Here is a 13,289-nt window from a genome sequence, read left to right as displayed (position 1 = left end):
ATGCGATGAACACGCTCGCCCCGTCCACCACGCCGGCCGCGCCGGCGACCGCGCGGCTGCCAGCGCGCCGCCGCGCGCCCGCGCGCTGGCTGGTGCTGGCGCTCGAGACCCATATCTCGCTGCCGCTGTTCGCCGTGTTCCTGCTCGGCGCGATCTGGTTCGGCACCCTGCACGTGATCGAGGCCGAGCGCCGCACGGCGGTAGAAGCCGCGCGCGACGCCACCCACGAGCTGCTCGACACCTATGAAGCGCAGATGGCGCGCAGCCTGAGCAATATCGACCAGAGCCTGCGCGTGCTGAAATACGCGGTCGAACAGAACGGCGCCGCCGGCGCCCTGCCGGCGCTGGCGGCCAAGGGCCTGCTGCCGCCCGGCCTGGTGTTCCAGGTCGAGATCACCGACAGCCATGGACGGGTGGTGGCCAGCAATCCGGACAACGGCCCGCGCGACCTGTCCGGGGCCAGCTATGTCGAGTTCCACCGCCATGTGCGGCACGACCTGCCCTACGTGAGCCAGGCCATCGTCCATCCCGGCACGGCGGAGCCCCATCTGCACTTCACGCGCCGCATCGACGACGCCGCCGGCCGCTTCGCCGGCGTGGCGGTGGTCGCGGTCGACCCGGCCTACTTCACCAGTTCGTACGAACGCTCGCGCCAGGGCGAACGGGGCCTGCTCGGCCTGGTCGGCATCGATGGCGTGGTGCGCGCGCTGCGCATCGGCGAACAGGTGTCCTGGGGCCAGGCCTACACGCCCGGCGCCGCCGACATGGTGAACCTGCGCGCCTGCCGCGTCGATGGCGAGACCCGCTACACCAGCAGCCGGCCGCTGGGCGGCTTCCCGCTGGTGGCGGTGGCCGGCCTGTCCGAATCCGAGCAGATGGCCGGGTTTCGCCAGCAGCGGCGCGCCTGGCTGGTGGGCGCGGCCGCCGGCAGCGCGCTGCTGGTGGCGGTGGTAATCCTGGTCAGCGCCTGGTCGTGGCAGCTGGCCAAGGCGCGCCGGCGCGAACGGCTGGCCCAGGAAACCTATGCCGCCGCCTCCGAGGCCAGCCCGGACGCCTTCTTCGTCCTGCACAGCATCCTCGACAAGCATGGCAGCGTCGTCGACTTCACCATCGTCACCACCAATAGCCGCGCCGAGCAGTTCACGGGCCTGCGCAAGGAGCAGCTCGCGGGGCAGCGCCTGTCGAGGATGCTGCCCGCGGCGTTCGCCGCCGGCATCTTCGACGACCTGGCGGCGGTGGCGCTGGACGGCGCCGCGCGCGAAGCCGAATGGCTGGCCCGTTCGCTGCAGCCCGGCGAACGCTGGCTGCACCGCCAGGCGGTCGCGGTCGAGGGCGGCGTGGTGGCGATCGTGCGCGACATCACCGAGAGAAAACTGGCCGAGGAGCGCATCCGCCACCTGGCCCAGCACGACGACCTGACCGGCCTGCCCAACCGCAGCCTGCTGCGCGACCGCCTGGGCCAGGCGATCCAGGCCGCCGCCGCCGATGGCAGCGCCGTCGGGCTGGCCTTCATCGACCTCGATGGCTTCAAGCTGGTCAACGACGCCCTCGGCCACAATGCCGGCGACGCGCTGCTGAAGGTGGTCGGCGCGCGCATGGCGCGCTGCCTGCGCGCGAGCGACATGCTGGCGCGCTTCGGCGGCGACGAGTTCGTGATCCTGCTGCCCGCGCTGGCGGGCGAGCCCGCGACGGTCGCCCCGCTGCTGGAACGGGTGCGCCAGGCGGTCACCGAGCCGGTGCTGGTCGAGGGCCAGGAAGTGCAGGTCAGCTGCAGCATCGGCGTGACCTTCTATCCGCGCGACGGAGTCGACGCCAACGCCCTCATGATGCACGCCGACGTCGCCATGTACCGCGCCAAGGAACTGGGCAATGACAACGTCCAGTTCTACGCCAGCGAAATGAACGCCAGCATCGACGAAAAGCTGGTGCTGCTCGAGGGCTTGCGCGCAGCGCTGGACAGCTGCGCCGACGCCGACGCCGGCGCCTGCCAGTTCGAGCTGCTGTACCAGCCCAAGGTCGACCTGCGTTCCGGCCGCCTGTTCGGCGTCGAGGCGCTGATCCGCTGGCACCATCCGGAACAGGGGCTGATCTCGCCCGGGCGCTTCATCGGCCTGGCCGAAGAGAGCGGCCTGATCGTCCCGATCGGCGAATGGGTGCTGCGCACCGCCTGCCTCCAGGCCGCCGCCTGGCGCGCCGCCGGCCTGGCGCCGGTGAGCATGTCGGTCAACGTGTCGGCGCGCCAGTTCGAGGACAAGCGCCTGGTCGAGCGCATCGCCGACGCCCTGCGCACGAGCGGCCTGCCGCCCGAGGGGCTCGAGCTCGAGGTGACCGAAAGCCTGATCATGCGCGACCTGGGCCGCTCGGTCGACAAGATGCGTGAAATCAAGGCGATGGGCGTGTCGCTCTCGATCGACGATTTCGGCACCGGCTACTCCAGCCTGTCGGCGCTCAAGTCGTTCCCGATCAGCCGCCTCAAGATCGACAAATCGTTCGTGGCCGACCTGGCCGATTCCGCCGACGACCAGGCGATCGCGCTGGCCGTGATCTCGCTGGGTCATAAACTCAACCTGCGCGTGATCGCCGAAGGCGTCGAGACCGGGCAGCAGCGCGACTTCTTGCGTGCCAACGACTGCGACGAGATGCAGGGCTATCTGTTCAGCCGCCCGCTGCCCGCGCACGACCTGGCGCGCCTGCTGGCCGGCAGCCAAGGGGACGCCGCTTGAAGCCGGTGCACGACACCGCCCGCGCCCTGCTCGGTGCCGAGCCGGCCCTGCGGCGCATGCTCAACTACTGGATCGCCACCTCCCTGCTGTACCTGGCCGGCATGCTGCTGCTGGCCTGCCAGGTGGCCTGGGGCCACACGCCGCGCGGGCCGGCACTGGCGCTGGGCGCCGCGGCGGCCGCCGGCACCCTCGCCTTCTATATCCTGATCCGCTTCAGCGCGGCCCTTGGCCTGGCGCCCGGCGTACTGGCCATGCTGCAGTCGCTGTTCGCGATCGGCTGCGGCATGGCCTCGTATGCGATCGCCGGGCCGACGCGCGCCGCGCTGCTGGCGATGACGGTAGTGATCGTCGCCTTTTGCGCCGTCGCCCTGCGCCCGCGCCAGACGATGTGCGTGTCGGTCACCGCGCTGGCCGGCATGGGCGCCGTGATGTGGCGGCTGCAGGCCCTGTATCCGCTGCGCTATCCGCCCGAGATCGAGGCCATGAATTTCGGCTACCTGTCGGCGACCCTGCTGTCCACCGCCCTGCTGTCGAGCGAGATGACCAAGCTGCGCCGGCGCATGAAGCGCAAGAAGGAAGAACTGGAACAGGCCCTCGAGACCATCCGCACCCTGGCCACGGTCGACGAACTGACCGCCCTGGCCAACCGCCGCCACATGAACGAACTCCTGACCGCCGAAGAGCGGCGCCAGCCCGCCGGCGGCGGCAGTTGCGTGGCCCTGCTCGACATCGATTTCTTCAAGCAGGTCAACGACCGCCACGGCCACGCGCTGGGCGACGCCGTGCTGCGCGAATTCGCGCGGGCCGCGCGTGGCGCGCTGCGTGCGAACGACACGCTGGCGCGCTGGGGCGGCGAGGAATTCCTGCTGCTGTTGCCGGACGCCGCGCCGCAGGCCGCGCGCCAGGTGCTCGAGCGCATGGCCGACCACGTGCATGCCTTGCGCGTCGAGGGGCTCGATCCGGAGCGGCGCATCAGCTTCTCGGCCGGCCTGGCCGAACGGCGCTTCGGCGAGCCGTTCACCGAGGCGATCAGCCGCGCCGACAAGGCGCTGTACCGGGCCAAGGCGTCGGGACGGGACCGGATCGAGACGGCTTGAACCACCGGGATCGTTACCCCCGCAATTGCCTGGCTTCGGCGTCGGCTTCGACCGCTGCCTGAACCGCGGGCGCCGGCGCTGCCGCGCGCAGGCGCCGGATCAGCAGCCCGGGATCGCTCTCGGCCAGCATCAGGCCCTCGTGCTCGGGCCGCACGAAACCTTCTTCGACCTGGTGACGCACGAAGGCGCGCAGGCCGTCGTAGAAGCCGTTCACATTCAGCAGGCCAATCGGCTTGGCGTGGATGCCCAGCTGGGCCCAGGTCACCATCTCGAACAGCTCTTCGAGCGTGCCCATCCCGCCCGGCATGGCGATGAAGCCTTCCGACAGGTCGGACATCATCGCCTTGCGCTCGTGCATGTCCTTGACCACGAACAGGCGGGTCAGGCCGGCGTGGCCGACTTCGCGCTCGAGCAGGGCGCGCGGGATCACGCCGGTCGCTTCGCCGCCCAGGCGCAGCACCTCGTCGGCGATCACGCCCATCAGGCCGACTTTGCCGCCGCCGTAGACCAGGGCGATATTGTGCTCGACCATGGCGCGCGCCAGGCCGCGCGCGGCGTCGGCGTAGATCGGGTTGGCACCTTGCGCGGCGCCGCAATAGACGGCCAGGGATTTCATGGATAAAACCTCAGAAGAAGTCGGCACCCGGCTTGGCGTCGGCCGACAGTTTTTGGAGATAGTCGTCGGACAGCTTCTCGAACAGCACCCTGGTCTCGCCGCACAGGTAGGGGCCGACCATCGACAGCACCTGGTAGCAGCCGCGCGCCAGCGCGTCGGCGATGGCCTGCTGCTCGCTGTACTTGCGCGGGTTGCGCACGTATTCGAACGACAGCCAGTAGGTCGCCACCACCACCATATTGGTCGCCATGGCGCCGATCTGCTGGTCGGATGCCTCGAGCGAGCCTTCGCTGCGCAGGTCTTCGCACAACTGGCGCGCGACCTTGATCTTGTGGGCGTGGATGGCCTTGAAGTGCAGTTCGAGCTTGCGATTGCGCGACAGCAGGTCGTTCAGGTCGCGGTAGAAGAAGCGGTAGCGCCAGATCAGCTTGAACATATGGTGCAGGTACAGCCACACGTCTTCCATGTTCGAGCGGCGCCCGGCCGGCACCGACAGGACGCGCTCGATCTCCGCCTCGAACTGGACGAAGATCGAATTGACGATGTCGTCCTTGTTGCGGAAATGGTAGTACAGATTGCCGGGCGAGATATTCATCTCCTCGGCAATGACGGTCGTCGTGATATTGGGCTCGCCGAACTCGTTGAACAGCCTGAGCGACAGCTCGAGGATACGTTCGCGGGTGCGGCGCGGGGCTTTTTGTTGCATGTAGGCCGAAGTTAATAGTGCATTCCCGCAAGGATAACATCGAACGGTCGTTCGATGAATCTTTCGATCGGCCCGCCGTCGCTCGATCGCTCTCAGGCGGCGGCGCGCTCGCGCTGCAGGCGGAACGCTTCGTCGATCCGTTCGCGCAGGCTGCGCGCGCCGAGCGGCTTGATGTAGTGGTCGTCGGCCACGCCACTTGCGATCGCCGCCTCGATCTCGGTCAGGTCGGGCTGGCCCGACAGCATCAGGCGCACGGTATTGGGATAGCGTTCGGCGGCGCGCGCCAGCACCTCGGTGCCGCGCATGCCGGGCATGGCCTGGTCGCACAGGATCACCTCGACCACTTCATGGTCGAGCACATCGAGCGCCTCTTCGCCCGAGCAGGCGCTGAGCACGCGATAGGGCTGGCCGACCAGCATGTCGTTCAGGACGCCCAGCATGAAGCGGTCGTCATCGACCAGCAACAGCGTGCGCGCGGCGGGACTTGACGCCGGCACCGGGGCCGGGATCGGCTGGGCCGCGGGGACCGGCGTCGGCACTGCGGCAGCGGCCGAAGCAGCGGCTGGCGCGGCGGCCAGGAAGGCTTCGAGTTCGGCGACGAAGCTCTCGGGTTCGATCGGCTTGCTGATATAGCCGTCGAAGCCGGCCGCCAGCACTTTTTCGCGGTCGCCCGCCATCGCCAGCGCGGTCACGGCCAGGATCGGCACGCCGCGCAACGACGGTTCGCCTTTCAGCGCGGCCAGCACCGCGAAACCGTCCATGCCGGGCAGGTTGACGTCGCAGGCGATCAGGTCCGGGCGTTCGCTGCGCGCGGCCGCCACGCCGCGCGGGCCGTCGGCCGCGGACAACGGCGTGTGGCCATAGGCGCCGAGCAGGAACGACATCAGCTCGACGTTCGCCGGGTTGTCTTCGATGATGAGAATACGGGCCACGATGCTGCTCCGGGGAATGCGATGTTGACATCACTGTACCACGCGGGCGCGTGCGTGTGAGGCGGTGTGCGAGTCTTAATGATGCTGCATTGCGGCAGCCGCGTCGCGGCCAATGCGCAGTGCATCCAGTTCGTCCAGCACCGCCGCCAGCACGCGCCGGTCGTGGCCCAGCGCCACATGGCCCACGCCCCCGAATGCGAGGTTGCGCGCACCCGGCAGTTCGCTCGAGGTCTGCGGCGCGATGATGTTGTCGTGGTGGCTGTAGATCGAGGTGATGCGCTCGCGCGCAGCCGCCTCCTCGCCGCCCGACAAGGCGCTCAGCCAGGCGCATTCGGGGCCGGCCACGCCCATGCGCCGCATCTGCCCGGCGTTGATGCCGATCCCGAACGCGGCCAGGCAGGTGCCGTGGTGCGGCGTACCGAGCGTGACCAGGCGCGCCACCTGCTGCGCGCCATGGCGGCGCATCCAGGCGCGCGCCGCCAAGCCCCCCATGCTGTGTGCGACCACGACCAGCTGCGGCGCGCCGGCCTGGGCGCACAACAGGCGCGCGGCGTCCTCGATGCGCTGCGCATAATCATCGATGTCGCCGGTCAGCGGCTCCAGGTCGAGCGTGGCGTGGCTGATCCGGGCCGCGTCCAGCAGCGGCGCCAGGCTGGCCCAGTAGCCGCTGTTGCAGCCGTAGCCGTGCAGGAGCAGCACCGGCGGATGCCTTGCGTCGGGGTAGATGCGGGTGCGCGCCCGCGCGCGCGGCATGTGCCAGGACGTCGTCAGCATGCTGGTGCTGAACTCTTCCCAGTACATGCGCAGGGCCGCGCCCACGCCGATCCGGAATTCGGGCGGCGTCGGGCTGGCACTGCGCGCCGCCATCAGGAAGTTGTTGGCGTTGATCAGAAGGCGCGCCAGCGCCACGCTGCCGAGCCCCAGCGCGGCGGCCTGCCACCACGAGACCTCGCGCCAGGCAACGGCCGCGGCGCCGATGCCGAGCGCCGCCAACGCCTGTACCAGCAGGACCAGCCGCAGCAGATTGCGCGAGCTCATGCGAGTGCCGCCGCCGGGCGGCCCGTCAGGTTCGAAGCCAGGCCGCTGGCCAGGCGCGCCGTGAGGGCGTAGATCGTCAGTTGCGGATTGGCGCCGAGCGAGGTCGGGAACAGCGAGCCGTCGTGCACCGAGAGATTGGACAGGCCCCGGTAGCGGCCGGCGGGATCGACCACGCCGCGGCGCTCGTCGCCGCTCATGGCGCAGCCGCCCATCACGTGGGCCGAAGCCACGCGCGTGACGTGGGCGCGCTGCGGCAGCGCCGCGATCTCGCGCCGCGCCTCGGCCCAGGAGCGGTAGCGCTGGGCCTTCTCGTGCGCCGGCTGGACGGTGCGGGCGCCGGCCGCGAACTGGATCTCGGCCATCGAGAGCAAGGCGCGCCGTGCGCCATCCCACAGGTAGTCGTTCAGTTCGTAATCGAGTTCGCCCATGCCGTCGCCGCGCAGGCGCACCACGCCGCCGGGCGAGTCTTCATGGAAGCCGTCGCGCAGCAGCGCCAGCATGCCGCCCAGGTGGGCGAAGTCGCGCATCGCCGCCGCATGCTGCTCGCCGAAGCCGCTCATCGTGGTTGCCAGCAGCAGTGGATGCAGCGGCGGCGTCTCGAGCTTGTAGCCCATCGGGCCGTCGATCGGATCGGTGGCCAGGAAATGGTCGGAATAGATGCTTTGCGGCGCGCCCGACCAGCCCTCGATCCGCTTCTCGTAGAAGGCGGCCGAGATCAGGGTCGGATGCAGGAAGGTGCGCTTGCCCAGCTGGCCGCTGGGATCGGGCGCCTTGGAACGCAGCAGCAGCGCCGGCGTGTTGATGGCGCCGCCCGCGACCACGACATGCCGCGCGCGCAGGCGCAGCAGGCGGCCGCTCGGCAGCACGCCGGCCGCATCGAGCGCGCGGCACACGACTTCCTCGACCTGCTGGCCGCGGAGCATCAGGCGCTCGGCGCGGGCGCGCGTGACGAGCGTGGCGCCGTGGTCCAGCGCGGCCGGGATGGTGGTGACCAGCATCGACTGCTTGGCATTGGTCGGGCAGCCCATGCCGCAATAGCCGAGGTTCCAGCAGCCCTGCACATTGCGCTGGATGGCGGCGGTGGCGATGCCGAGCTTCGCCGCACCGCGGCGCAGGACGTCGTTGTTCTGGTTGGGGTCGACCAGCCAGTCGACCACGCCGGTGCGGCGCTCGGCCATGGCAAACCACGGCGCGAGTTCGTCGGGCGTGGCCTGGGCCAGGGCGTAGTGGCGGCGCCACCAGGCCAGGGTCGCATCGGGCGTGCGAAAGCTCGAGGTCCAGTTGACCGTGGTCGAGCCGCCCACCGCGCGGCCCTGCAGGATGTTGATGGCCTTGTCGCTTGTCTTGCGCGCCGCGGATTCCTGGTACAGGTCGGGATAGGCGTCGGCTTCGCGCATCTTGAAATCGCGCGAGGATCTCAGAGGGCCCTCTTCCACCACGATCACCGACAGGCCCGACCTGGCCAGGATCTCGGCGCTGATGCCGCCGCCGGCGCCGCTGCCGACGATGACGACGTCGGCTTCCAGGACGCGGTCGTGCTCGAGCAGCGAGGCGTCGATCACGCGCCAGCCGCGGGTCAAGCCGGCTTCGATCGGGTCGGGGATGCGCGCGGTCATGCCAGCCCCCGTGGCGGACCCGGATAGCCGATCGCATCCCAGCTGGCCGGCTGGGCATACCAGGCGCCCAGCACCAGGTCGTGCAGGGCGCCGTAGGCGCTCCTCATCATGCCCAGGCGGTGCACCCGCCATTCTTGCAGGAAGGCGCTGACGTGGGCGATGTCGGCGCTTTCCCAGCCGGTCGGCACGCCGGTGAGCAGGCGCCGCGCGGGCCGCAAGGCCAGCAGGCCGAACAGGTCTTGCACTTCTTGCTGGGTGGCTTGCGGCAGGCCGCGGATGGCCGCCTCGACGGCGTCGATGGCGCTGCCGAGTTGGCGCGCGCGGTGGGCCGGATCGTGGGCCAGGGCGCCATCGAGGATGGCCGGCGCGATCGCGTGCAGCGCGGCGCGCGCCTCGCCGTCGAGGGCGAAGCCGTGCGCCTGTTGCGTGTGCGTGGCGCGGTACCAGGCGCCGCCGGCGCCCAGCGCTAGGGCGGCCAGGCCGCCGACGGCGAGGAAGGTCCTGCGGGAAGATCGGGGGAGAGTCGCCATGTCCTTAGTGTACGTCATGCACGCGTACGGACAGGTGCACGCCGCTTTCAGCGTGGGGCCCTGGCCTTCAGGATCGCGCTGGCGATGCCGCGCAGGATGTTGACCTCCTCGGTCTCGAGGCCGGTGCGGGCGAACAGGCGCTTCAGGCGCGGCATCAGCTTCTTCGGGTTGTCGGCATCCAGGAAATCGATCGCCACCAGGGCCTGCTCGAGGTGGGCGTACATGCCGTCGACCTGGGTCACGCTGGCGGTCTCGCCATGGAAGCCCACGCCGCGCTGGTCGACGCCGTCGCCCACCGCAGCCAGCCGCGCCTCATAGGCCAGCACCTGGGCCGCCTGCGACAGGTTCAGCGAAGAGTAATCGGGATTGGCGGGGATGTTGATGAGGATGTTGCAACCCTCGACGATCTCGTTCGGCAGGCCGACCCGCTCGTTGCCGAACACGATGGCGGCCCGCACCTCGGGCTGGCTGCCGGCGTGCGCGGCGAAGGCGCGCGGCGTCCAGACCGGCGGCGAGAATTCGCGCAGGCGGGCCGAGACGGCGGCGGCGAAGTTGCAGCCGTCCAGCGCCTGCTGGATGTCGGGGACGATGCGCGCCCCTTGCAGCACATCGATGGCGCCGCTGGCGAAAGCCACCGCTTCCGGGTCGGCCAGCGGGTCCCCGCATTTGGGAGCGACCAGCACCAGGTCGCTGAAACCCATCGTCTTCATGGCACGCGCCACCGAGCCGACGTTGCCGGCGCGGCTGGTCTCGACCAGTACAAACCGGAGACGCTCGAAAAGCGGGAGGCGTTTGAAAAGAGAAGTGTCGGTTTGGGTCGGGTTCATTTACAATAGCGACCATCGCGCAGTGCGGACGGTTTTTTGTGATAACGGGAACAAGCCCGCGATTGTAGCCGGTTCGGCACTGCCTTGCTCTTTAATCACTCTTCAATAGCTGATCGTTCACGACGCCCCAGGTGCGTGAGTGGGCGTTCGCGTTTTTCACGGAAAAGCCTCCATGCACCCAATGCTCAACACGGCCATCAAGGCCGCCCGCCGCGCCGCCACCGTCATCAACCGTGCGTCCTTCGATATCGATCGCATCGTCGTCTCCGAGAAGCAGCACAACGATTTCGTCACCGACGTCGACCAGGCGGCCGAACAGGCGATCGTCGAAACCCTGCTCAAGGCCTATCCGGACCACGCCATCCTGGCGGAAGAAAGCGGCGCATCGGCCAACTTGAACGACGAGAGTGAAAACGTGTGGATCATCGACCCGATCGATGGCACCACCAACTTCCTGCACGGCTATCCCAACTACTGCATCTCGATCGCGCTCAAGCAGCGCGGCGTGATCACCAACGGCCTGGTCTACGACCCGGTCCGCAACGACCTGTTCACCGCGACCAAGGGCGCCGGCGCCTACCTGAACGACAAGCGCATCCGCGTGCGCCCTACCGAGCGCATCGGCCGCGCCCTGCTGTCGGCCGGCCATGGTCCTGATCCACGCGCGCTGGCCGAATACCTGCGCATGTACGAAGTGGTCGCCTCGCGCAGCCACGGCGTGCGCAGCGGCGGCTCGGCAGCGCTGGAACTGGCGAACGTCGCCGCCGGTCGCATCGACGGCTATTTCGAAAAAGGCCTGAAAGTGTGGGATATCGCGGCCGGCGCCCTGCTCGTGACCGAGGCGGGCGGCATCGTCGGCGAGTTCAGCGGCGAATCCGATTACCTGGACAAGGGCGACGTGATTGCCGCCGGCCCGAAGGTTTTTGGCGCGCTGGTCCCGCTGCTTTCGCCTTTCGCGTAAAATAACGGTCGGTACTCGTTGGGCCACTGGCAGGCTGTGCTTGCCGGTGGCCCGATTGCTTTTGACCAGGCGTCTTACAAAGCATTACATAGTAGTGGCGCAAAAAATTTCTATAGTGAAACTAACTTCACTATAATCCTTGCTGGCCGCCTTGCGCGGCAGCGTCCGGGCAACCGCTTGATCGCGCCCGCATCAACCCGATTCCAGGACTTGCCGCCGCTGTGGCGACAGGCCGTTTTTTACTGAAAAAAATCTATGTCATTCTCTTCACTTGGTCTTTCTGACGCGATCGTGCGCGCGGTGACCGAACAAGGTTATACCGCCCCGACCCCGATCCAGAGCCAGGCCATACCCGCCGTGCTGAACGGCGGCGACCTGCTGGCCGGCGCCCAGACCGGCACCGGCAAGACCGCCGGTTTTACCCTGCCGATCCTGCACCGCCTGTCGAGCGACACGGTGGGCGCGGCCCAGCGTAACAAGACGGCGCCGCGCGTGATCCGCGCGCTGGTGCTGACCCCGACCCGCGAACTGGCGGCCCAGGTCGAGGAAAGCGTGCGCCTGTACGGCAAGTACACGAACCTGAATTCGGCCGTGATCTTCGGCGGCGTCGGCATCAATCCGCAAATCAAGCTGCTCAAGCATGGCGTCGACATCCTGGTCGCCACCCCGGGCCGCCTGCTGGACCACGCGGGCCAGGGCACCATCGACCTGTCGAAGATCGAGATCCTGATCCTGGACGAAGCGGACCGCATGCTGGACATGGGCTTCATCCACGACATCCGCAAAGTGCTGGCCCTGCTGCCACCGAAGCGCCAGAACCTGCTGTTCTCGGCCACTTTCTCGGACGATATCAAGGCCCTGGCCGACCGCCTGCTGGACAATCCGCAATCAATCGAAGTGGCACGCCGCAATTCGACGGTGGAAGTGATCGCGCAAAAAATCCACCCGGTGGACCGCGACAAGAAGCATCCGATGCTGGCGCACCTGATCAAGTCGAACAACTGGACCCAGGTGCTGGTGTTTACGCGCACCAAGCACGGCGCCAATAAACTGGTGGAGCAGCTGGGCAAGGACGGCATCGGCGCGATGGCGATCCACGGCAACAAGAGCCAGTCGGCGCGCACCAAGGCGCTGGCCGAGTTCAAGGATGGCAGCCTGCAGGTGCTGGTGGCAACCGACATCGCGGCGCGCGGCATCGACATCGACCAGCTGCCGCACGTGGTGAACTACGACCTGCCGAACGTGCCGGAAGACTACGTGCACCGTATCGGCCGTACCGGCCGCGCGGGCGCGACGGGCGAAGCGGTATCGCTGGTGTGCGTGGACGAGCACCAGATGCTGAAAGACATCGAGAAGCTGATCAAGCAAACCCTGCCGCGCGCTGTGATCCCTGGCTTCGAACCGGACCTGAACGCGAAGCCGCAGCCGATCCAGCTGCGCAGCGGCGCCCCGGGCCACGCGAATCGCGGCGGTCGTCCAGGCGGCGGTCGCGGCCATGGTGGTGGTGGTGGTGGTGGCGGCAAACCGCGCACCCCATCCACCGGCGCCCCCGCCGCGGCAAAACGCAGCAACGGCCCCCGCCCCGCCTCCGCCGCCCGCCGCGACCGCTAACCCGCTCAGCGAGGGTCAGAGTCAAATTATTGGGAAAGATTGTCACATCGCCCAATTTTCCGGCTTTACCCTCCGCTTGTTTCAATTGGGTTATTACCCAGCAATTAGGGTCAGAGTCGAATTAAGTGACAACTTTTGAATGTTGTCATTTAATTCTACTCTGACCCTAATTAATTTCTTACCTCTGTTTATTGCTTTTTCATTCTCGCGGAGTGATCGATTCACCCGGTCAATTCCCTCCTCCTGCGTCAGAAAAACCCTTATCTCTATGTTAATTTAAGACCTTTAATTAGTTAGGGTCAGAGTCGATTTATTAGCCAATAACTACGATTAAATTTCGCAGCAGAAGAATATCAAGACTGGCATTCTCTCGTTAAATTGCTCATCAATTAGGGTCAGAGTGAGATGCACCGGGATGGTGGACAGGGTTAATCAGGTACACCTGTGCATTTTTTCCACCTGGGAGGGCGTTTGGTAGCCGAGGGTTTGGTGGAGGCGCTGGTGATTGTAATATACGTCGATGTAATCAGTGATTGCAGCCAATGCTGATTGGTGGTCATCGTAGATCGTGTGATGGGTCACTTCGTTTTTCAGGTTTGAGAAAAAGCTCTCTGCCACGGCATTGTCGTGGC

At 67.6% G+C, this 13,289-nt stretch carries 12 protein-coding genes; 4 read left to right on the top strand and 8 right to left on the bottom strand.

Going from position 1 to position 13,289, the window contains the following annotated elements; translation table 11 throughout:
* Positions 1-5: 5 nt before the first annotated feature.
* Complete coding sequence (locus E8M83_RS11665; protein ID WP_137173536.1) at positions 6-2,723, top strand: EAL domain-containing protein; 2,718 nt, start codon at positions 6-8, stop codon at positions 2,721-2,723.
* Positions 2,724-2,728: 5 nt separating this feature from the next.
* The gene (locus tag E8M83_RS11660) at positions 2,729-3,820 is read left to right on the top strand and encodes a diguanylate cyclase (RefSeq protein ID WP_229491494.1); all 1,092 of its coding nucleotides are present in this window, start codon (positions 2,729-2,731) and stop codon (positions 3,818-3,820) included.
* 13 nt (positions 3,821-3,833) lie between these two features.
* Here E8M83_RS11660 and E8M83_RS11655 read toward each other — a convergent pair whose 3' ends face one another.
* The 7 genes from E8M83_RS11655 to E8M83_RS11625 form a co-directional block, all read right to left on the bottom strand.
* Positions 3,834-4,436, bottom strand: coding sequence for a TIGR00730 family Rossman fold protein (locus tag E8M83_RS11655; RefSeq protein ID WP_137173534.1), 603 nt, complete (start codon positions 4,434-4,436; stop codon positions 3,834-3,836).
* Between the two features lie 10 nt (positions 4,437-4,446).
* Positions 4,447-5,142 (bottom strand): TetR/AcrR family transcriptional regulator, encoded by a 696-nt coding sequence (locus E8M83_RS11650; protein ID WP_137173533.1) that lies wholly within the window; start codon positions 5,140-5,142, stop codon positions 4,447-4,449.
* A gap of 92 nt (positions 5,143-5,234) precedes the next feature.
* The gene (locus E8M83_RS11645; protein ID WP_137173532.1) at positions 5,235-6,074 is read right to left on the bottom strand and encodes a response regulator; all 840 of its coding nucleotides are present in this window, start codon (positions 6,072-6,074) and stop codon (positions 5,235-5,237) included.
* Positions 6,075-6,149: 75 nt separating this feature from the next.
* On the bottom strand, positions 6,150-7,112 hold the full coding sequence (locus E8M83_RS11640) for a triacylglycerol lipase (RefSeq protein ID WP_137173531.1): 963 nt from the start codon (positions 7,110-7,112) through the stop codon (positions 6,150-6,152).
* Positions 7,109-8,728, bottom strand: a complete 1,620-nt coding sequence (locus tag E8M83_RS11635; protein WP_137173530.1) for a GMC family oxidoreductase — start codon at positions 8,726-8,728, stop codon at positions 7,109-7,111. Before E8M83_RS11635 ends, E8M83_RS11640 begins: the two co-directional genes overlap by 4 nt.
* Positions 8,725-9,258, bottom strand: a complete 534-nt coding sequence (locus tag E8M83_RS11630) for a hypothetical protein (protein WP_137173529.1) — start codon at positions 9,256-9,258, stop codon at positions 8,725-8,727. The genes E8M83_RS11635 and E8M83_RS11630 overlap by 4 nt, the downstream gene beginning before the upstream one ends.
* A 47-nt stretch (positions 9,259-9,305) precedes the next feature.
* Positions 9,306-10,085, bottom strand: a complete 780-nt coding sequence (locus E8M83_RS11625; protein ID WP_137173528.1) for an RNA methyltransferase — start codon at positions 10,083-10,085, stop codon at positions 9,306-9,308.
* 181 nt (positions 10,086-10,266) lie between these two features.
* Between E8M83_RS11625 and E8M83_RS11620 the strand changes: the two genes are divergently transcribed.
* Both E8M83_RS11620 and E8M83_RS11615 read left to right on the top strand, forming a co-directional pair.
* Entirely contained in the window at positions 10,267-11,046 is a 780-nt protein-coding gene (locus E8M83_RS11620; protein ID WP_137173554.1) for an inositol monophosphatase family protein, read from the top strand.
* 255 nt (positions 11,047-11,301) lie between these two features.
* Positions 11,302-12,657 carry a DEAD/DEAH box helicase gene (locus E8M83_RS11615; RefSeq protein WP_137173527.1) on the top strand — a complete coding sequence of 452 codons (1,356 nt, stop codon included), beginning with the start codon at positions 11,302-11,304 and terminating at the stop codon, positions 12,655-12,657.
* Between the two features lie 432 nt (positions 12,658-13,089).
* Here E8M83_RS11615 and E8M83_RS11610 read toward each other — a convergent pair.
* A partial coding sequence (locus E8M83_RS11610; protein ID WP_170976771.1) for an IS3 family transposase occupies positions 13,090-13,289 on the bottom strand: 200 nt, incomplete at its 5' end.

The sequence above is a fragment of the Massilia sp. HP4 genome, from assembly GCF_005222695.1.
In the GTDB taxonomy this organism is placed as follows: Bacteria; Pseudomonadota; Gammaproteobacteria; order Burkholderiales; family Burkholderiaceae_D; genus Telluria.
This window is presented reverse-complemented; position numbering and strand designations above follow the sequence as displayed.

Coding starts and splice junctions, on each gene's coding strand:
- E8M83_RS11665 (WP_137173536.1), top strand. CDS start 6: ATGAACACGCTCGCCCCGTCCACCACGCCGGCCGCGCCGGCGACCGCG.
- E8M83_RS11655 (WP_137173534.1), bottom strand. CDS start 4,436: ATGAAATCCCTGGCCGTCTATTGCGGCGCCGCGCAAGGTGCCAACCCG.
- E8M83_RS11650 (WP_137173533.1), bottom strand. CDS start 5,142: ATGCAACAAAAAGCCCCGCGCCGCACCCGCGAACGTATCCTCGAGCTG.
- E8M83_RS11640 (WP_137173531.1), bottom strand. CDS start 7,112: ATGAGCTCGCGCAATCTGCTGCGGCTGGTCCTGCTGGTACAGGCGTTG.
- E8M83_RS11635 (WP_137173530.1), bottom strand. CDS start 8,728: ATGACCGCGCGCATCCCCGACCCGATCGAAGCCGGCTTGACCCGCGGC.
- E8M83_RS11630 (WP_137173529.1), bottom strand. CDS start 9,258: ATGGCGACTCTCCCCCGATCTTCCCGCAGGACCTTCCTCGCCGTCGGC.
- E8M83_RS11625 (WP_137173528.1), bottom strand. CDS start 10,085: ATGAACCCGACCCAAACCGACACTTCTCTTTTCAAACGCCTCCCGCTT.
- E8M83_RS11620 (WP_137173554.1), top strand. CDS start 10,267: ATGCTCAACACGGCCATCAAGGCCGCCCGCCGCGCCGCCACCGTCATC.
- E8M83_RS11615 (WP_137173527.1), top strand. CDS start 11,302: ATGTCATTCTCTTCACTTGGTCTTTCTGACGCGATCGTGCGCGCGGTG.